Origin of the sequence: Gloeotrichia echinulata CP02, assembly GCA_038087035.1 — a bacterium.
Lineage (GTDB): Bacteria > Cyanobacteriota > Cyanobacteriia > Cyanobacteriales > Nostocaceae > Gloeotrichia > Gloeotrichia echinulata.
In genome coordinates this window covers 1,913,419-1,932,134 of sequence record CP051187.1, presented here as the reverse complement: position 1 = coordinate 1,932,134, position 18,716 = coordinate 1,913,419, and the positions used below count along the sequence as shown (strand labels likewise).

Annotated in this window: 19 protein-coding genes; 13 read left to right on the top strand and 6 right to left on the bottom strand. The window is 44.0% G+C overall.

Going from position 1 to position 18,716, the window contains the following annotated elements; all coding sequences use genetic code 11:
- Positions 1-162: 162 nt before the first annotated feature.
- Positions 163-477 carry a YkvA family protein gene (locus tag HEQ19_08520; protein WYL99565.1) on the bottom strand — a complete coding sequence of 105 codons (315 nt, stop codon included), beginning with the start codon at positions 475-477 and terminating at the stop codon, positions 163-165.
- Positions 478-690: 213 nt separating this feature from the next.
- Here HEQ19_08520 and HEQ19_08515 point away from each other — a divergent pair, with 213 nt between their 5' ends.
- Positions 691-1,449 (top strand): MotA/TolQ/ExbB proton channel family protein, encoded by a 759-nt coding sequence (locus HEQ19_08515; GenBank protein WYL99564.1) that lies wholly within the window; start codon positions 691-693, stop codon positions 1,447-1,449.
- Positions 1,450-1,556: 107 nt separating this feature from the next.
- Entirely contained in the window at positions 1,557-2,258 is a 702-nt protein-coding gene (locus tag HEQ19_08510) for a biopolymer transporter ExbD (protein ID WYL99563.1), read from the top strand.
- A 78-nt stretch (positions 2,259-2,336) separates the two neighbouring features.
- On the opposite strand, the gene psb29 is transcribed toward HEQ19_08510, so the two are convergent.
- The 3 genes from psb29 to HEQ19_08495 form a co-directional block, all read right to left on the bottom strand.
- Positions 2,337-3,041: a photosystem II biogenesis protein Psp29 gene (psb29, locus tag HEQ19_08505; GenBank protein WYL99562.1), complete on the bottom strand. Its 705-nt coding sequence runs from the start codon at positions 3,039-3,041 to the stop codon at positions 2,337-2,339.
- Positions 3,042-3,521: 480 nt separating this feature from the next.
- The gene (locus HEQ19_08500; protein WYM03312.1) at positions 3,522-3,890 is read right to left on the bottom strand and encodes an STAS domain-containing protein; all 369 of its coding nucleotides are present in this window, start codon (positions 3,888-3,890) and stop codon (positions 3,522-3,524) included.
- Between the two features lie 621 nt (positions 3,891-4,511).
- On the bottom strand, positions 4,512-4,679 hold the full coding sequence (locus tag HEQ19_08495) for a ribbon-helix-helix protein, CopG family (protein ID WYL99561.1): 168 nt from the start codon (positions 4,677-4,679) through the stop codon (positions 4,512-4,514).
- Between the two features lie 88 nt (positions 4,680-4,767).
- On the opposite strand from HEQ19_08495, the gene HEQ19_08490 reads away from it, so the two are divergent.
- Positions 4,768-4,959, top strand: a complete 192-nt coding sequence (locus HEQ19_08490; GenBank protein WYL99560.1) for a hypothetical protein — start codon at positions 4,768-4,770, stop codon at positions 4,957-4,959.
- A 94-nt stretch (positions 4,960-5,053) separates the two neighbouring features.
- On the opposite strand, the gene hemF is transcribed toward HEQ19_08490, so the two are convergent.
- Positions 5,054-6,103 carry an oxygen-dependent coproporphyrinogen oxidase gene (gene hemF, locus HEQ19_08485; protein ID WYL99559.1) on the bottom strand — a complete coding sequence of 350 codons (1,050 nt, stop codon included), beginning with the start codon at positions 6,101-6,103 and terminating at the stop codon, positions 5,054-5,056.
- Positions 6,104-6,437: 334 nt separating this feature from the next.
- Between hemF and HEQ19_08480 the strand changes: the two genes are divergently transcribed.
- From HEQ19_08480 to HEQ19_08435, 10 genes are all read left to right on the top strand, one after another.
- Positions 6,438-6,620 carry a hypothetical protein gene (locus tag HEQ19_08480; protein WYL99558.1) on the top strand — a complete coding sequence of 61 codons (183 nt, stop codon included), beginning with the start codon at positions 6,438-6,440 and terminating at the stop codon, positions 6,618-6,620.
- Between the two features lie 4 nt (positions 6,621-6,624).
- Positions 6,625-7,194 carry an SRPBCC family protein gene (locus HEQ19_08475; GenBank protein ID WYL99557.1) on the top strand — a complete coding sequence of 190 codons (570 nt, stop codon included), beginning with the start codon at positions 6,625-6,627 and terminating at the stop codon, positions 7,192-7,194.
- 196 nt (positions 7,195-7,390) lie between these two features.
- Entirely contained in the window at positions 7,391-8,461 is a 1,071-nt protein-coding gene (locus HEQ19_08470; protein WYL99556.1) for an Mrp/NBP35 family ATP-binding protein, read from the top strand.
- Between the two features lie 102 nt (positions 8,462-8,563).
- A complete protein-coding gene (rodA, locus tag HEQ19_08465; GenBank protein WYL99555.1) occupies positions 8,564-9,880 on the top strand; it encodes a rod shape-determining protein RodA in 1,317 nt (438 codons plus the stop codon).
- A 94-nt stretch (positions 9,881-9,974) separates the two neighbouring features.
- Positions 9,975-10,169 (top strand): NAD(P)H dehydrogenase subunit NdhS, encoded by a 195-nt coding sequence (locus tag HEQ19_08460; protein ID WYL99554.1) that lies wholly within the window; start codon positions 9,975-9,977, stop codon positions 10,167-10,169.
- Positions 10,170-10,333: 164 nt separating this feature from the next.
- On the top strand, positions 10,334-10,990 hold the full coding sequence (locus HEQ19_08455) for an HAS-barrel domain-containing protein (GenBank protein WYL99553.1): 657 nt from the start codon (positions 10,334-10,336) through the stop codon (positions 10,988-10,990).
- A 142-nt stretch (positions 10,991-11,132) separates the two neighbouring features.
- On the top strand, positions 11,133-13,268 hold the full coding sequence (locus HEQ19_08450) for a cation:proton antiporter (GenBank protein ID WYL99552.1): 2,136 nt from the start codon (positions 11,133-11,135) through the stop codon (positions 13,266-13,268).
- A 500-nt stretch (positions 13,269-13,768) separates the two neighbouring features.
- Entirely contained in the window at positions 13,769-14,719 is a 951-nt protein-coding gene (locus HEQ19_08445; protein WYL99551.1) for a UDP-glucuronic acid decarboxylase family protein, read from the top strand.
- Between the two features lie 13 nt (positions 14,720-14,732).
- Positions 14,733-15,044: a transposase gene (locus tag HEQ19_08440; GenBank protein WZI67144.1), complete on the top strand. Its 312-nt coding sequence runs from the start codon at positions 14,733-14,735 to the stop codon at positions 15,042-15,044.
- 139 nt (positions 15,045-15,183) lie between these two features.
- Positions 15,184-16,575 (top strand): UDP-glucose/GDP-mannose dehydrogenase family protein, encoded by a 1,392-nt coding sequence (locus HEQ19_08435; GenBank protein WYL99550.1) that lies wholly within the window; start codon positions 15,184-15,186, stop codon positions 16,573-16,575.
- A gap of 414 nt (positions 16,576-16,989) precedes the next feature.
- Here HEQ19_08435 and HEQ19_08430 read toward each other — a convergent pair whose 3' ends face one another.
- Positions 16,990-17,784: a DUF2993 domain-containing protein gene (locus HEQ19_08430; GenBank protein ID WYM03311.2), complete on the bottom strand. Its 795-nt coding sequence runs from the start codon at positions 17,782-17,784 to the stop codon at positions 16,990-16,992.
- Positions 17,785-18,716 lie beyond the last annotated feature (932 nt).

Genomic DNA, 18,716 nt, shown 5'->3' with positions numbered 1-18,716 from the left:
TATACCATATTATGTGTAAATTTAGAGGAATTATCCAGATGGCACACTAGTAGGGTCTTTCTCTGCGTCCCTCCGCGCTTTCCTCCGTGTTCCTCTGCGTTAAAAAAAATCTCCCCCACTTCCACAGCAGGGGAAATTTAAAATCTTATATTGTTCGCAACATTACTTGACAGAAATGCCATCAACATCGATAGTATTTGCGGTGGAGGTAGAATCATCGGGAGCATTTGGGGCTGTGGTATCCACATTACCTTTGCGGACTTTCCAGCCATCAATCACTAGTCCAGACACTTCAGTAACCAACAGGGTCAACAGGAAAACATCATCTATTTGTCCCACAATAGGTATAAAATCTGGGGCAATATCAATGGGACTGATTAAATAGACTATGGTTCCCAAAATTATCCACCAACGGTACTTTGGGTTACGAAGCAAATCGCGATACCAGGTGTAAAGTGATTGGATTGAGAAGTTCATTTTTTAAGCCTCCAGTTACCTTTTATTTTGGCAAATTATGTTCTAAACTCCCGGTGGGAATAACCGCCCAAGTTAGTCTGGATGATGCTACTCGTAGTTTATAACCAAATACCTGACCTGTGCCCCTGCACCTGAGTATGTTGGTCCATTAATCTCTAGAATTAAAATGCTCTGGGATAGTTGCTCTAGAAATGGAGGGAGGAAACCTAAACAGTGGATATTTTAGATCTTTTTCACAAGGGCGGTCCAGCGATGTGGCCTCTGCTGGCGCTGTCGATTCTGTCGTTAAGTGTAATTTTTGAGCGTCTGTGGTTCTGGTTGCGAATGTTGACCCAGGAAAAGGAAATAGTCAATAGTGTCCTCGATGCTGCTTATGATAATCGTTGGGAAGCAGCAGCGGAAACTGCAAATCAAGCAACTAATCAGCCAATTGGACGTTTTCTCTACGCTCCCCTACGCCTACAAAAGAATGATCCGGAAACTTTTCGACTGGCCCTAGAGTCAACAGCGGAAGATGAGTTAGCAGGAATGCGACGGGGCGAAAAACTTTTAGAATCTGTGATAGCTCTGGCGCCACTGTTGGGGTTGTTGGGTACGGTTTTGGGCTTAATTCAGTCTCTGCGAGCGATTCGCATTGGCGATTTGGGCACCGAATCTGCAGCTGGAGTGACTACAGGGATTGGTGAATCCTTAATTAGTACGGCAAGTGGACTAATCGTTGCTATTGTTAGTTTGGTATTTTACCGCCTATTTCAGAGTTTTGTTGTCAACCAAGTCAAAGTTTTCCGTAAAGCCGGGAATGATTTGGAGTTAATCTACCGTCAGTCGCCGCCTGATTTTAGTAATAGTACATCGATTATCGTGCGACCACCCTCACAAGAAAGTTTTACTCCACCCCGTAAACGTGGTAAAAACAAGTTTTCCGAGCCTCCAGCGGAAACTTTGGAGGAACCCCAATCTCCTGAACAATAGTTAACACTGGACTTGGAGACCGGGAAACCGACAAGGGAACAATTTCCCTTGTCCCCTTGATCTCGTTTCCAGAATTCAACCCCCAAAGCAGGTGTTAAGGTCAGACGATGAAAGTTAATCTACAGAGTCCAGTCGAAGAAGTCCAAATTCAAATCATTCCATTAATTGATGTCGTTTTTTGTATTCTGACATTTTTTTTGTTGGCAGGTTTGCAATTCACTCGCCAACAAGCAATTAATGTTGATTTACCCAAAGCCAGCACAGGTACATCATCTAATATCAGTTCACAGCAGGGTAAAAGTAATATTTTACCTGTGACTATCGATGCTGTGGGTAAAACTTTTGTGGAAAAAGACCAGGTAACACGGGATCAGTTAGCCCAGAGGTTAAAGGAGTATGTCCAACAAAATCCTACTGGGGTTTTGGTGCTAAATGCGTCACGGACAGCAACTTACAATGATGTGATCGAGACATTGGATTTGTTGCGACAAGTGGGAGGCGATCGCGTGTCTTTGGGCATTATACCAGGATCTTCTGAACCATCGCCGACCTCAAACCAGCCTGTGGCGCCCGCTTTCCCAACTAACCCTGGTGCAGCACCAATACCAAATATACCCAACACCATACCAGTTCCTGGCGCCAATCCCCAAGGAAATTTTAACCCCTACCAAGCTCCCTTCCCCACCGCACCAGGAGCAGGCGTCAGTCCTGTCAATCCTGGGGTTGCTCCCGTGGTTCCCAATGTACCACTTCCCCAAGCGCCTGTAGCACCGGGAAACACAAACCCTAATACTGCTCCTCAAAGATAAAAAATTGGGGGATGGGTGAGTAGAAAATATTCTTTCTAGTCCCCAATCCCCAATCCCCAATCCCCAGTCCCTTATAGACTATTCGTTGGCACCAGGAGGAGCGACTGGGGTAGTTTGTTGTTTGCGCTGTTCACGTTTTTTGCGATCAGCTGACAGAATATCTGCCATTACCACCAATGCTTGTTCTATCTTGTCTAGGTTAGAACGGTATAGGTCTAAATCTTTGCTGAGTTTTTCATCAGACAGATGCAAACCTGTAGCAATCGTTTTTAGAGCCGCATTACGTTGCTTTTCGTTTTTGACTAATTCTGGATCTGACGCTTCTAATAACGAGAATAAACCAATTGCTAATAAGCGACTGTATTTAAAGTTAGGATCGTTAGCGATCGCCTGCAGTTGTGCTTGTAATTCGTCATCTTGATGTAACTGAGTACTTTGACTCAGCCACCCAATTAAATCAGAGATGGGCAAACTTTTCGCTACGGCTTGCAATCGTTCAGCATCCTGTCTGTAGCGTTGCGGGTCTTGCTCTACAGCACGAATGATGGCGTTAAAAATTGATTCTTGATCCTGTTCTGGTTGGTAGCCTTGCATGAAGCGGTCAAAGGTTGTGACAACGCCCAAGGCATAAATTGAATTGTAGCTAAAATCGTTATTGACTGACAGCAGATGCATTTCCACCATCAACTCTTCCACTACCCGACGATAAATCGTGTTGATTGGGCGGGTGTGAAGGGTGTAAAATGTTCGCTTTGTATCAGAGACGGTACGGACGTTATTCACAAAGAAAATGTTAAGGGCGACGTATCTTTATTCTGCTATATAAATCCTAGACAAGTCTAGTAGTCCACCAGACAAACTTTGCTGGGTAAAGCAATGAACCACAAAGACGCAAAGGACGCGAAGGAATTTGAGATAATTCATTATTTTACATGAATTACTGGTTTTTAGCAACAAAAGATCGTCAATATTTTTCTATATTATCTCTATTTTATTGTCAACTGAGGAAAGCTGTCCCTTAAAGGCTACTTTGCCAAGTTGAGGTTTTTGCACCAGACCAGGTAATTGACAATGCATCTGTGACTGAAAAAACCACTTGGGGAGCTATTTTAGGACTTTATAGCTACACCAAGCTACACCAATACTGAATCCTGAGTGCAAAGTGCTGAGTATCAAGTAAAAAATCAGCCAATTTACTATCCCGTTCTCCTTATGTCCTATCCTTAAAACTCAGAACTCAAAATTCAGGACTCAACACTTTTGTTAGCTAGCAATACTACGGGGTACACCTTCTAAAGCTTCCTCCTCTGTTTCAAAAATTTCAAATACCGTATCCATCATGGTCACTTCAAACACGAGTTTGGCTTCTGGATGTACATTACAAATACGGAAGCTACCCTTAACTTTATCAGCATCACGCATCCCAGCTACCAAAGAAGTCAGACCAGAACTATCAATAAAATTGACCTGGCCGAGATTCACCACTACGTGACGGCTGAGTTTAGAAATACACTCTTGTAACTTCAGGCGAAATTGCCAAGCTGTGGTGATGTCTAGACGTCCTGCTGGTGTCAAGACAATAACGGTATTACCGTCTTGGGTTGTATAGGTTTGTTGCTCTATCTGAATCACTAAGCCTCCGTGTGGCACTTCTATCAAAATGAACTGCTACTGTATTTAGACTGTTACTGGTAAGGTCTGCGATTTCCTGTTCTAGGAATCTCGATTTTCCCGTCACTGGTATGACCATTAGTTAACTCACCACTAACAAAATTATGCAGTGCTGATACTTGAGATTAACAAGCTCCAGCTTAAATTGTCACTTTTTTTCTAAGTGCTTACCTTTAGTATTTTAACCCACCAAAATCGTGCTGAGGAGCAAGACACGAGTCATAAGTTAAGAAAATCAAAAAATGAGGCATTAAGATGCAGACAATCAAGCCGACACAAAACAGACTGAGTTTATCCTTGTAGGTAGATTTGTGGAGTTTTATTTACCACTCAAACGTCATTTATAAAGTAAACATTAAATTCTCCAGGGTAGGCAAAAATCGGTGTGGATCTTGCTCCCGTTTGACTAGCATTGTGTTACGCCGCAAGCTAATGCCTAATTTTGGTCATAAATTTAGATTATTTGCCGTAAAGCACCGCAGAATTTGGTGCTTTACACTGCTTTAACAATTACAAGTGTTGGAGCAGAAAGCCCACCAGCAGCAGACTGAAAATCCGAAAAATTTTCAGTCTGCTGCGTCCTTAAGGGGTGGGATGCAAAGAGTGCGGCTTTAGCCGCCGTCTTAGTCCTCTAATCAATTCCCGCAAAATGTCTGTTTGGGTTCTGCCTTCTTGATCGCAGTATTGCTTGAGCAATTCTTTTTCTGCCTCTGTTACACGAAAAGTTATAAAAATCTCAGGCTTGGGCATATCAAGATACCTATTTATGTGGTATCTTGATTATAGTGGTCAGGGTATTTAACCACTTAAAAAACCCAGAGCCGAAAGGCATCGCACCTTGAAAACTAAAGATAGGGGGTTCTGTGCAGGAATGCTTGCACAGGTAAAATCTACCCTTCGGGAAGGCTTCGCCAACAAGCAACAAGTACCAGAAAACCAAGGTTTTGGTCGAAACAGTACGGTAGGGCATACCGGATCTGGCTTCTGTAATGGAGTAAAAAGCTTGCGGACAGACCCACCTCTGGCATGATTGGGAAACTAATCATGGTAAGTGGACTGAATGAAACAAGAATCCCATCGGCTTTTAGCCGTGGGAGTGTCAATTCATAAATCAGGATTCAGCCCTAAGCACTTTTATTGGTTGTCCAGTTAATCCAATCTTGAGGCTTCAGGAAGATTTCATACAACTGTGCTTCGGGGGAATTGGGTTCTGGTTGATAACCGTATTCCCAGCGCACCAAGGGTGGTAGGGACATGAGAATTGATTCTGTGCGTCCGTTGGTTTGTAGACCAAAAATAGTACCTCGGTCATATACCAAGTTAAATTCTACATACCTACCCCGACGATAAAGTTGAAAATTCCGTTCGCGATCGCCATATTCGATGCCCTCGCGCCGGTTTACAATTGGTACGTAGGCTGGCAAAAAGGCTCGGCCGCAGTCTTGCACCAAGGCAAATAAATCTTCCCAACTACGTTGCTCTAGCGTTCCCACTTGATTGCTATAATTAGCCGCTTCGCCATTCGGCTCAGGACCGCGATATATAGCACCTTGACCATCTTGGTAATCCAAAAATATCCCACCAACACCCCGCATCTCGCCACGATGTTTCAGGTAAAAATACTCATCACACCAGCGTTTAAATACCGGATAATATTCACTGTGGTGTCGGTCACAAGCCTGTTTAAATGTTTTATGGAAATGGGCTGCATCTTCAGCAAAGGGGTAGTATGGTGTCAAATCAGCGCCACCACCAAACCACCACACTGGACCTGCTTCAAAATAGCGATAATTTAGGTGGACTGTAGGTATATAGGGGCTGCGAGGATGTAACACCAGTGAAGTCCCTGTAGCATAAAAGCCATGTCCGGCGGCTTCTGGCCGTTGGGCTAGAATCGAAGGGGGCAAATGGGAACCCCAAACCTCAGAAAAATTTACACCTGCTTGTTCAAAGATTGCGCCATCACGCAAAATACGCGATCGACCTCCACCCCCTTCTGGGCGTTTCCAACTATCTTCATGGAATTTAGCAGCCCCATCCAGTTGAGACAACGCTTGAGTAATTTCGTCTTGCAATTGTTGCATAAACTGACTAACCCTAGTCTGGGCGTCAGTAGGCGGTAAGAACTTAGATGATTCTGCTATCAGAGTAGGGGTTTGTGAATTGGTCAGCATAGATTCCCGAACCTAAATTACAATTTTTACAGCCAGACATTTTTATTAAAAAATTTCTGAGCAATCAGAGCCAACAAAAAGAAGCATTGAAATCCGATCCGAAAATGCTAACAATTGCTACCATTTTCTCCTTGCTTCTACCTGTAAGCGTCGGCGCTGAGTATGTGTTTTAAATCCTAGTAGCATATAAGATAACGTTACCAGAATGTGGATGTCTAATTCTTCTGGTCAAGAAACTTAATAAAATTTAGTTATTGTTAATAAAACAGGAACTAGTTATTAACGTTCTTACCTTTGGGCTTTTACCTTTGTGTAGTTTTGCTTTTGTGTAGTTTTGCTTGAAATCCTAATAGCATATATACATTACGATACCAGAAAGCCGATTTATTCGCGGATTGGTAAAAAAAAAGTTAAGAAAAGTAACAGATTGGTAGTCAAAAAAAAGCAACTAACAGACCACGGCGGAAATCAAGCTACCATTCAAAATCGACAAAATGTTTGTACCGAAGAGGATTAGGCAAATGCGAGGTTGGTTATCCAAATTTATCCATCGGAAACGTCGTCGATTTTGCGCTTCTCTAGTGCGAACCTATCGAGAGATTAGTTCAGCGTCTGTAGATGAACTTTGGCAACAAGTAGTTGACTTAACAGACGTTTCATGGCATCCACTACTCAAGAGTACTAACGTTCCCTATGGATTAGTGCCCAAACCCGGTTTGATTTTCCAGGCGATGACACGCTTTTCGCCAATACCAATTCAAATTTTTGTGGAGCGGGTCAATCACCGAGAAATGCTGAGTATCCGAGTGTTAGCGATTCCTGGCATAGAAGAACGAGTCACTTACAAAGTAGAGTCAACAGTATGTGGCACTTGTTTATCTTATTCTGTGAACCTACGCGGTTGGTTATCGCCTTTGATCTGGCCCTTGTCCCGTCCTTATGCTGATCGTGTCGCACGCTCATTAGTTGAGGCCGTAGAAAAGGCTGCATTACAAGCGGTATCTCAGAAAAAATCTCTGAATCACATCTTAGGGACTGGGGACACTTCGGCAAGCTCAGTGCATCGCTGGGGACTGGGGACTGGGGATTAGGGACACTTCGGCAAGCTCAGTGCATCGCTGGGGACTGGGGACTGGGGATTAGGGACTGGGGATGGGGGAGTGGAGACAAATGACAAATGACAAATGACAAATGACAAATCTCCCATACCTAAAGAAAGTTAAGATCTTAATGTAGATGATTTTGAAAAAAAGTTAATTCTTGTTACGGCGGTAAAGTGAAAACACTATGTACGATGTCCTCGATTCCCGCTCTGTCCTAGAAGTGTTGCGACCAGTACAAGATCCAGAACTGCAAAAAAGTCTGGTAGAACTGAATATGATTCGCAACGTTAAAATTGACGGCGGTAAGGTTAGCTTCACGTTGGTGTTGACCACACCCGCCTGTCCCTTACGCGAATTTATCGTCGAAGATTGTAAGCTGGCTGTTAAGAAACTCCCTGGTGTGACTGATATTAGTGTTGAAGTGACAGCAGAAACACCCCAACAGAAAAGCTTACCTGACCGTACTGGCATTACTGGTGTCAAAAATATTATTGCTGTTTCCAGTGGCAAAGGCGGCGTTGGTAAAAGTACAGTGGCAGTGAATGTAGCGGTGGCCTTAGCACAAACAGGGGCAAAAGTCGGTTTACTTGATGCCGATATTTATGGACCCAATGACCCCACCATGCTGGGGCTGACGGATGCTGAAATTGCCGTCCGCTCTAGCGACAAAGGTGACATACTCGAACCAGCTTTTAATCACGGCGTCAAATTAGTCTCAATGGGCTTTTTGATTGACCGAGATCAACCAGTGATTTGGCGCGGACCAATGCTAAATGGAGTAATCCGCCAGTTTCTCTATCAAGTAGAATGGGGCGAACTCGACTATTTAATTGTCGATATGCCACCGGGTACGGGAGATGCTCAGTTAACTTTAACACAAGCAGTCCCAATGGCAGGCGCAGTGATTGTAACTACACCGCAAACCGTAGCTTTGCTAGATTCCCGCAAGGGATTGCGGATGTTTCAGCAGATGAACGTACCGGTATTGGGGATAGTGGAAAATATGAGCTATTTTATTCCACCCGATCTGCCAGATAAGCAGTATGACATTTTTGGTTCTGGTGGTGGACAGAAAACAGCTACTGAGTTAGGAGTACCCTTATTGGGGTGCGTACCCCTAGAGATTTCCACTAGAGTTGGTGGTGATAACGGTATCCCCATCGTCGTTGGCCAGCCAGATTCAGCCTCAGCCAAAGCATTAACAGCGATCGCCCTCACAATAGCAGGTAAAGTATCGGTTGCTGCCCTGACATAAGAAAATTAAATTTTTATCTGGTTCCTTGGCTATAGCCTGGGAATACAGATTTTTAGTAGAGACTAAATTTAAAATCTAATAACTACTGTCTAAACTCGCACAATGTTGTTAAAACGTTCGCTCCCGAAAATTCGCTGGAAGAATTGGTTTAAACCCTGGCAGCAAATAGATTGGCTACTATTTTGCTTAACTGTTGGTGTCAGCTTCTTTGGCGGCCTGATGATCCTGAGTACGGAACTGAACCAGCCAGTAACTGACTGGTGGTGGCACTGGGCGGTAGCTGGTATTGGCAGTGTAATTGCGTTATTTATAGCACGCAGCCGTTACGAATCCCTACTGCAGTGGCACTGGGTAATATATGCTCTGACCAACGTCAGTCTCATTGCCGTAATGCTCGTTGGTAGTAGCGCTAAAGGCGCACAACGGTGGATTAATATTGCGGGTTTCAACGTGCAACCCTCAGAATTTGCCAAGATAGGCATGATTATTACCTTAGCAGCTTTATTACACAAGCGCACAGCTTCCTCTCTTGACAGTGTAATCCGCCTCCTGGCAATCACGGCTCTTCCTTGGGGATTGATATTTTTGCAACCAGATTTGGCAACATCACTGGTATATGGCGCGATTGTGATTGGAATGCTCTATTGGGCAAATGCCAACCCAGGCTGGTTGATACTGTTGATTTCTCCGGTAATAGCTGCCATTTTATTTAGTACATCTTGGCCCTTAGCAGAGCCTATAGTTCTGTTCAAAGAACTATATTTCACTCCCTTAGGCATAGTTTGGGCTGTGGCAATGGGTATTTTAGGCTGGCAGACTCTCCCCTGGCGGCGATTTGGCCTCAGCGGCCTAGGCTCATTCGCTCTCAACATGCTGGGTGGTGAATTAGGAGTTTTCGCCTGGAACCATTTGTTGAAAGAGTATCAAAAAAACCGGATCACTGTATTTATCAACCCCGATCATGACCCCCTCGGTGCTGGATATCACCTCATTCAATCTCGCATCGCTATTGGTGCTGGTGAAGTTTGGGGATGGGGTCTATTCAAGGGTCCGATGACCCAACTGAACTTCGTACCCGAACAACATACAGACTTTATTTTCTCCGCCGTCGGCGAAGAATTCGGTTTTATTGGGTGTTTGGTAGTATTATTTATCTTCTGCTTAATTTGCTTGCGTTTACTGCATGTAGCTCAAACCGCCAAAGATAACTTTGGCTCGTTGTTGGCGATTGGTGTGTTGTCCATGATCGTCTTTCAGCTAATTGTTAACGTTGGTATGACCGTTGGTTTAGCACCAGTGGCAGGAATTCCCTTACCCTGGATGAGTTACGGCCGTTCTGCCATGCTGACAAACTTCATTTCTTTGGGAATAGTAGAATCCGTGGCAAACTTCCGTCAACGGCAGAAGTATTATTCGTAAGTCATGGGTCATGGGTCAGTTAGTAAAGGACAACTGACAAAGGACAACTGACAAGTATTAAGCTATTAAGAGGAAATAAGCGAGGAGACAAATCATGATTCTGCCTGGAGCAACTGTTCGCGTCAAGAATCCCGCAGATACCTATTATCGATATGAAGGACTCGTGCAACGGGTAAGTGATGGTAAGGTAGCCGTACTGTTTGAAGGTGGTAACTGGGATAAATTAGTTACCTTTCGCTTACCGGAATTGGAAGTAGTGGAGACCACAGGGAAGAAAAAAGGCAAATAAATTTTAGTGAAGAGTGAGGCGTGAGGAGTTGCGGTTAGCAGTGAAGAGCATAACTGATAACTCCTCACTCCGCGCCTCCTGTACAGGCGGGTTTATTTTGAATGTAGTCTACCCACAGATTTACTCGTTAACCCGCCCCTACCCACTCCTAACTTCTAACTACTATGCGCCTTCCTCTACCACAGTTTGCCACTGGCGATCGCCACCCTGATCATATTGGGGAGGTAATCGAAACGACTACTACCGAATTTCTGGCACAATGTTTGGAACCGGAAGACTTGAGTTTTCCCCCAATGCCTCCTTTTGGTAGTTGGGTTCGTTCTATGGATGAAGAATCAGGCAATCACGTTTATGCTGTGGTATATTATGCCACTACTTCGCCTATAGATTCTGTACATCGGGCTGTGGCTTTGGGGATGTCTTTGCAGGATTTACGAGAGGAACAACCCCAAATATTTGCCATGCTCAAATCAGAATTCCGTGCGGCGATCGTGGGATTTGAGCAGCCGTCTCATAGTAGAGGTTCTAACCCTAGGCTATATCAGTATCTACCACCACGTCCCCCGCAAATTCATCAAGCAGTTTATCGGTGTGAGCCAGAAGCAATTGTTAAGTTTACCGAAGAACTAGATTTTTTGCGGACACTGCTTTCGATCAACGGTGCGCCAATAGATTCTTTGACTGCAGCTGCGATTCGAGATGTCTATCAGTTACGCAAAGCTGACCGACAATGGCTCATCAAGGCTGGACGTACTCTAAGTGTACTGTTGAAAGATGACTACGATCGCCTACGATTCATATTGAGTCAAATCCATCCATAGGTAGTTAGTTCCTAGACAATTGCCTAGGTAGTGTAAGTTCAGATTTTTTTATTTTCGTCAGGGTGACTTTTATGTTTATATCGCTCACGCGATTGCTCCTTGAGTAATCGCCGCTTCACCATCGCCCTTTCAAGTCCTACCTATGGAACTCATATCACAAGTTCTGGCGCTGGAACCGACATCCCAAGTTCTCGGTAAGGAACCAATTGTTCCCTTTGCCATTTTGCTGGTAGTTATCTTAGTTATACCCATTCTATTTGAGCGGCTAAGACTACCAGGATTAGTGGGTTTGGTTTTTTCTGGGGTAGTACTTGGCCCATCTGGTTGGAATTTATTCCAGGCAGAATTACCTATGATTCACCTACTATCAGATATTGGGTTAGTTTACTTGATGTTTGTAGCGGGGCTAGAAGTTGATCTAGAGCAGTTCCGTCGCCGAACAAATCACTCCTTCGGGTTTAGTAGTCTCAGTTTCACTATCCCCCTAGCACTGGGTAGCTTAGGAGGGAGAATTTTTGGCTTTGACTGGATTACATCGATATTAATTGGGTCTTTATTAGCTTCCCATACCCTTCTGGCATATCCCATTATTAGTCGTTTGGCAGTAGTCAACAACCAGGCCGTCAGTGTTACTATCGGTGCCAAGATTTTTAATGATGTTGGCGCACTACTGTTATTAAGCCTGTGTCTATCCGCTACCCATGCTGGAGCATTCAATGTCGCCAAGATACTCACGTTATCGGGTTGGTTAACAATTTACTCCGTTGTGATTTTGGTGGGCTTTGATTGGGCTGGTAAAGAATTTTTCCGGCGGTCTGGAGGCGATGAGGGAAACCAATTTTTATTTGTGCTGCTTTCGGTATTTCTCGCTGCTGTAGGTGCCCAATTGATTGGGGTGGAAAAAATTATTGGCGCCTTTTTAGCGGGTTTAGCAGTCAATGAAGCTCTAGGGGAAGGGCCAGTCAAAGAAAAGGTGGTGTTTGTTGGTAGTGTATTATTTATTCCGATTTTCTTTGTTGACTTAGGCTTACTGATTGATCTACCTGCCTTTCTCAAAAGCATTATCACCCTGAAGTTAACGCTGTTGATTGTGTTTGGTTTGCTGGCTAGCAAATTGATCGCTGCAATGTTTGCAAAACTGGTGTACCACTATAATTGGCAAGAAATGCTAACGATGTGGTCGCTGTCAATTCCCCAAGTAGATACGACTTTAGCAGTAGCGTTAATTAGTTATCGGTCTGGGTTGTTTCCACCAGAGGTATTAAACACCGTCATTGTTTTAATGCTGGTGACATCCACCTTGGGACCGTTGATTACCAGTCGGGTAGCTGTTGGTTTGAGTTCGCCACCAGCAGAAGAACAAGGCTCAACAACCCAGTCTGAACAATTAAGAGAGGAAACTCACAGTGATTTTACTATCGTAGTACCTGTTTACAATCCTCAGACCCAGCAGTATTTGATTGAAATGGCAGGATTATTAGCACATCAAGCAAATGGCAGAATTATTCCGTTAGCTATAGCTACTGCTGCTGCTCACATGGATGCGCCGGAGTTAGAAGCCTCTGTGCAGCGAAGTGAACGGTTACTCGCAAAAGCCACGAAATTCAGCCAACTATTGGGCGTACAAGCAGACCCATTGCTGCGAATTGATGATGCTTTCGCTCAGGGTATTAGTCGCGCATCTCGTGAACAAAAAGCTAATTTGATTGTCATGGGTTGGGGTAAACGTACTGGATTGAGAGCGCGTTTATTTGGTAATGTCATCGATAACGTGCTTTGGGCTTCCCATTGTCCAGTAGCGGTAACACGCTTAGTAGATTCACCGAAAAAAATTCAGCGCATCTTAGTTCCAGTGGAAAATTTGATGGCACCAGCTTTGCAGCCTGTACAATTAGCCCAAATGTTGGCAGAGGCAAACCAAGCCCAAGTTACAGTGCTAAATGTGTGCGATCGCCGCACTAGTTCCAGTAAAATCGCTGCTAGGCGATCGCATCTCTCCCTATTGGTGTCTAAATTGGCTTTGCCTAATCCACCAGAAATTCAAATCATCGCTCATGAAAACGCTGCCCAAGCCATTTTACAAGCAGCACGATTATATGATTTAGTAGTGTTGCCCTTGATACCTAATCGTACCAGCCCTGGTGGTTTAGCCGTTAGTGATGTCACAACCCAGTTAGTTAGACAACTCACTTGCTCTATCGTCATGCTCGGAGAACCCCAACGCACTCCCACAGCAGTTCTGCCAACAAGTATACCCAACACTACAGCTGCTGTCTGAGCATGGGTATGAGTCGAAACTACTTCTTGTGAGTTGGGCTTAAACCCAATCCACAAGATTGGATAATTTATTTGTTGCAAATCCCTTGCTTGAAAATCTCTACATGTAATATTATACCATTATAGTTTAAAAATGATACAAATACGTTAGTAGGGCTAAAGTAATCTTCCATACCTGAACTTAACCTGCCAATGGGAGTGCCTCTCGTCGAGACGGACTTTATTTCTTTTTAGCGTTTTGTAAGGAAATATCCCTAAAAAGAGTTAACCTTATTGAAGATTTGATGAATTTTGGACTCAAAGACTATAATTTTCCGGAGATTTTTGTTATTTTTATACATGAATTGTCTAGCAATCAAGTATGACATTACTGAAAAGGTTTAGTATATTCAAGAACCAAGTTGTAATTAACCCGGTTACTCGTAGATTTTTGTACTTAGACTAGTAATCTAATAACAAGTGGAATAGCTACTAACAATATTTGTCAATTACTCGAAAAATATGAGAATTTTGGTGACGGGCGGTGCTGGGTTTATTGGTTCCCATCTAATGGAACGGTTAATGAATGATGGGCATGAAATCATTTGCTTGGACAACTTTTATACAGGGAATAAACAGAACATCCTCAAATGGATAAACAATCCATACTTTGAACTGATCCGCCACGATATCACCGAGCCAATTCGGTTAGAAGTGGATCAAATTTATCATCTAGCTTGTCCGGCTTCTCCAGTACATTACCAATACAACCCAGTCAAAACCGTTAAAACTAACGTTATGGGTACCCTAAACATGTTGGGGTTGGCAAAGCGTGTGAAAGCTAGGTTTTTCTTAGCTTCCACCAGTGAAGTTTATGGTGATCCAGAAATTCATCCGCAAACTGAAGAGTATCGGGGTAGTGTTAATCCGATTGGACTACGTTCATGCTACGACGAAGGTAAGCGAATTGCTGAGACTTTGGCATTTGATTACTACAGACAAAATAAAGTCGATATTCGGGTTGTCCGTATTTTCAACACCTATGGTCCGCGGATGTTAGAAAACGACGGCCGAGTAGTCAGCAATTTTATCGTTCAAGCTCTGCGAGGAAAGCCCTTAACAGTCTACGGTGACGGTTCACAAACCCGTAGCTTCTGCTACGTTTCCGACCTAGTGGAAGGATTTATCCGGCTGATGAATAGTGACTATGTAGGTCCTGTGAATCTGGGTAATCCTGATGAATATACGATTTTAGAATTGGCGCAGGCAGTACAAAATCAGATCAATCCCGATGCACAGATTAATTTTGAACCCCTACCTGCGGATGATCCCCGTCGTCGCCGTCCCGATATCACCAAAGCCAAAACCTTGTTAAATTGGGAACCTACTATTCCTCTGCAAGAAGGGTTAAAACTAACTATAGAAGACTTCCGCTCTCGTATCAAAAGTGATATCAAAGAGCCAGTCTCCTGAGAGTTAAGGAGCAATGATGACCTGGGCATTCTATCAGTTCTCTCAAACCCTTGAACATTTGTGTAACCGCTACGGTTCCAAATTGGTAAGAATAACTGAAGAATATACATCGAAGACCTGCACAAAATGCGGTCACGTTCATAGAAAACTTGGTAGTTCTAAGAACTTTAAATGCCCTACCTGTGGTTATGAAATACCACGAGATTTTAATGGAGCCGTGGGGATTTTCCTCAAGGCAATGTGGGATACCACCAACACTTACTCAGTTGGTGATGTTGTACTGGATGTTCACGATATCTCAAATGTCGGAGAATGTCTCGGTTAAAAGTATCAGTCCTGTTTTTGATGCAGGCTAGGCCTATTCATAGTCGGTGCTATAAATGGCGGCGTTTTCGCCTTTATTAAAGTGTTGTCCTGACAACTTCAGTTTGAACAATATCCCAAAAAATGAGGAGTGAAACAAAATGCGTGTTTGCGTAATTGGTACTGGTTATGTTGGTTTAGTTACAGGTGCTTGCTTGGCTCATATTGGGCATAACGTCATTTGTGTAGACAATAACGAAGAAAAAGTCAAATTAATGAAATCTGGGCAGTCGCCAATTTTCGAGCCTGGACTCTCGGAAATTATGCAGTCTGCCATTAATAGCAAGAATATAGAATTTACCACAGATATCGCCGCAGGAGTAGCCCACGGAGAAATTCTGTTTATTGCCGTGGGCACACCACCTTTGCCTACTGGTGAAAGTGATACCCGTTATGTTGAAGCTGTAGCCCGTAGCATCGGCGAAAATCTCAATGGTGGTTATAAGGTGATTGTCAATAAATCAACAGTACCCATTGGCTCTGGTGACTGGGTAAGGATGATTGTTCTGGATGGCATTGCTGAACGCAAAAAAACACTGGTATCGGCTGGTGCTGTGTCTAGCGATGATCAATTACCAGAGATTGCAGCCGATTTTGATGTCATCAGCAATCCAGAGTTTTTGCGCGAAGGTTCGGCTGTTTATGACACCTTTAACCCAGATCGCATTGTCCTGGGGGGCAATAGTCAAAGAGCAACAGGCTTGATGAAAGAATTGTATACCCCAATTGTCGAGCGCCAGTTCGCTGCTGACAAATCTTTACCACCCGTACCAGTGCTGGTAACAGACCTCAGTTCAGCAGAGATGATCAAATACGCAGCGAATGCGTTTTTGGCAACCAAAATTAGTTTTATTAACGAAGTTGCAAATATTTGCGATCGCGTTGGTGCTGATGTCACTCAGGTAGCAAAAGGCATCGGTCTAGATTCCCGGATTGGTAACAAGTTCTTACAAGCGGGTATTGGTTGGGGTGGTTCCTGCTTCCCCAAAGATGTCTCGGCGTTAATTCACACCGCTGATGATTATGGCTATGAAGCTCAACTCATGAAAGCCGCTGTCAGTGTCAACGAACGCCAGCGCCTGATAGCCCTAGAAAAACTCCAACAAGCCCTGAAAATCCTCAAAGGTAAAACTGTCGGACTACTCGGTCTGACCTTCAAGCCAGATACCGACGATTTGCGCGACGCCCCAGCACTTATGCTGATTGAGCAACTCAACAGATTGGGTGCGAAAGTTAAGGCATATGACCCCATTATTTCCCAAACAGGGATGCGTCATGGTCTGACCGGTGTGCTGGTAGAAACCGATGCTGAACGACTAGCCGACGGCTGCGATGCTTTGGTACTTGTGACCGAATGGCAACAGTTTAGCCATCTGGATTACGTTAAGATGGCAAAATTGATGATCCACCCGGTTATGATCGACGGACGCAACTTCCTTGACCCGGAAACAATGGTACGGGCTGGATTCCAATATGTAGGTGTGGGAAGATAAACAATTAGGAGTTAGGAGTTAGGAGTTAGGAGTTATACCAATACTGCGTAGGTTTTGAGCCGAGAAATAAATTTCCGGCTCAAAGCCCAAACCCATTGAAATGGATTAAAAGATTACCCAGTAAGCTTTGTAGGGGCGCAAGGCCTTGCGCCCCTACCCTACTTTAAAGGCCTTGCGCCCCTACCCTACTTTAAAGGCCTTGCGCCCCTACCCTACTTTAAAGGCCTTGCGCCCCTACCCTACTTTAAAGGCCTTGCGCCCCTACCCTACTTTAAAGGCCTTGCGCCCCTACCCTACTTTAAAGGCCTTGCGCCCCTACTTTATCTATCAGCCAGCACCACAAATTCTCCCGTAGCCAAAGGGGGGCAGGATGCCCAGCCCACAAGATGGGATAATTTATTTGTTGGAGTTCCCCTAAGAGCTACGTGGTATACGCTCAATCTCTGCATATCCACTGAAAATTAAAGTTTTACCCTCAGTTTCTAAACGGTTGAGTCGCATTTTCACCCCATCAAGGTCAAAGCGATCTAAATCGACCATATTATCCAAAATTTCTACCAGTGCTACGCTCAAGGTTTGGGAAATTTCCCGTTGCGCTTCTGGTATGGAATCAAGTTCAAATTTAGGATCTTTAAAGGAAACCCGTCGCCGTCGTTCCACGGCGATGCTGACAATCATGTTCAACGGTATAAGTTCACCATTGTCTAAATCCGCCTTGGCTAAAATTCGCAGGCGATTCTCTGGCAATAGCTCTACTTGAATCTCTGGGAAAGAGACTGGTTTACCGCCAGATAATGCCGTTAAAGTTGGCAGGGAGAGATTAAGCAGCCGCTTTGTGACCAATTCTGCTTTAAAAGCCTGGTTGATACCTGCTTCTGATAATATCACTTGGGCGATCGCCTGGGTTGGTTGCTTGAGAGTCAGTTTGCCACTTAAAACCGAGCCGAAGTCAATCGCTACAGCATCCGTTTCAAAGGACATCTCCTCTACTGCGAAATCTCTCCGAATGACCAAGCCACGACCGCTCATTTTAAAGCTATCAATGCTGCCTTGCAAGAGCTTACTGGAGGGATAGCAGCGCACAAAGACTTCTACTGACTCGCTTTGGGTAAACAGGTGGCGAATCGTTTGGCTGGCGACTGTGTTGAGCATCCGCTCTCCCCAATCTGTGCTTTTAGGATCTTGTAAACCAGTAAGTCCGCCGAACATGAGGTTTTGGGTCTCTAGAAGTTCTTTATACTTTTGTAACAAACTGTGAAGAATACAGCAAGCGATCCCCAGATAAATTCTGCTAATGGGTGGGTGTAGTATGGCTGATGAGCGGAGTAATTTCGTATTAAATGTTACATTTTATATTTGCTAGCATTAAATTTAGTGCAAATTAAATGCGTCAATCGATTTTGGATTTTGGATTTTGGATTTTGGATTGACCCCGACCACAAGGGTACCTTGCTCGAGGATTTTGGATTTGGGATTTTGGATTTGTTCCGCCCACAAGGGGGCTGCAAGGGACCGAAACAATCTAAAATCTAAAATCTAAAATCTAAAATTGGCTTGGTCAACTTCTCTATGGCATTGATTGAGCCGAGATAAGAACGAAAACGGAAATAGTGGCTGAAAAGGCTTGATTTTTCGTTGTCTATAGCGGTTTTAAGTACAAGGAAGTAGCAAATTACCAAACCTAAGCAGGATAATCGCTTCCAGCCTCAATACTGCTCGGTTAAGGAAAATCGTAGGTTGGGTTGAGGCAATGCGTTACCCAACAAACCCGCCAAATGTTGGGTTAGCCTACGGCTAGCTTGCTACGTTCCTCAACCCAACCTACGCGGGTTAAGGTTTTTGGGCAAAACCTACGCAGTATTGCTTCCAGCCTCAATTTCCGAATATGTAGCTATCTCGGCTCAATGCCATTTCTCTCATACCAATCTTTACCATACTGAAAATATATTTTTTGTAATACTCAATATATTAGATTCTCCATTTTACCCTGCTCGCTCGTAATTGAGAAAAATTATGTAGCGGCTGAAAGGTAAGGGGCGTAAGGGTTGTGGGGGTTAAATTTTCTTTTTTGGGAAAAAAAGTGCCCGTAACTCGAAAAATTCAGGAATTGGGGTGGGGAAACGTCTAAAAATTGAGTAGAA

What these genes read in the sequence shown, in the direction of transcription:
- HEQ19_08520 (WYL99565.1), bottom strand. Translation starts at nt 477, where the DNA reads ATGAACTTCTCAATCCAATCACTTTACACCTGGTATCGCGATTTGCTT.
- HEQ19_08510 (WYL99563.1), top strand. Translation starts at nt 1,557, where the DNA reads ATGAAAGTTAATCTACAGAGTCCAGTCGAAGAAGTCCAAATTCAAATC.
- HEQ19_08495 (WYL99561.1), bottom strand. Translation starts at nt 4,679, where the DNA reads ATGCCCAAGCCTGAGATTTTTATAACTTTTCGTGTAACAGAGGCAGAA.
- hemF (WYL99559.1), bottom strand. Translation starts at nt 6,103, where the DNA reads ATGCTGACCAATTCACAAACCCCTACTCTGATAGCAGAATCATCTAAG.
- HEQ19_08475 (WYL99557.1), top strand. Translation starts at nt 6,625, where the DNA reads ATGCGAGGTTGGTTATCCAAATTTATCCATCGGAAACGTCGTCGATTT.
- HEQ19_08470 (WYL99556.1), top strand. Translation starts at nt 7,391, where the DNA reads ATGTACGATGTCCTCGATTCCCGCTCTGTCCTAGAAGTGTTGCGACCA.
- rodA (WYL99555.1), top strand. Translation starts at nt 8,564, where the DNA reads ATGTTGTTAAAACGTTCGCTCCCGAAAATTCGCTGGAAGAATTGGTTT.
- HEQ19_08460 (WYL99554.1), top strand. Translation starts at nt 9,975, where the DNA reads ATGATTCTGCCTGGAGCAACTGTTCGCGTCAAGAATCCCGCAGATACC.
- HEQ19_08455 (WYL99553.1), top strand. Translation starts at nt 10,334, where the DNA reads ATGCGCCTTCCTCTACCACAGTTTGCCACTGGCGATCGCCACCCTGAT.
- HEQ19_08450 (WYL99552.1), top strand. Translation starts at nt 11,133, where the DNA reads ATGGAACTCATATCACAAGTTCTGGCGCTGGAACCGACATCCCAAGTT.
- HEQ19_08445 (WYL99551.1), top strand. Translation starts at nt 13,769, where the DNA reads ATGAGAATTTTGGTGACGGGCGGTGCTGGGTTTATTGGTTCCCATCTA.
- HEQ19_08440 (WZI67144.1), top strand. Translation starts at nt 14,733, where the DNA reads ATGATGACCTGGGCATTCTATCAGTTCTCTCAAACCCTTGAACATTTG.
- HEQ19_08435 (WYL99550.1), top strand. Translation starts at nt 15,184, where the DNA reads ATGCGTGTTTGCGTAATTGGTACTGGTTATGTTGGTTTAGTTACAGGT.
- HEQ19_08430 (WYM03311.2), bottom strand. Translation starts at nt 17,784, where the DNA reads ATGTTCGGCGGACTTACTGGTTTACAAGATCCTAAAAGCACAGATTGG.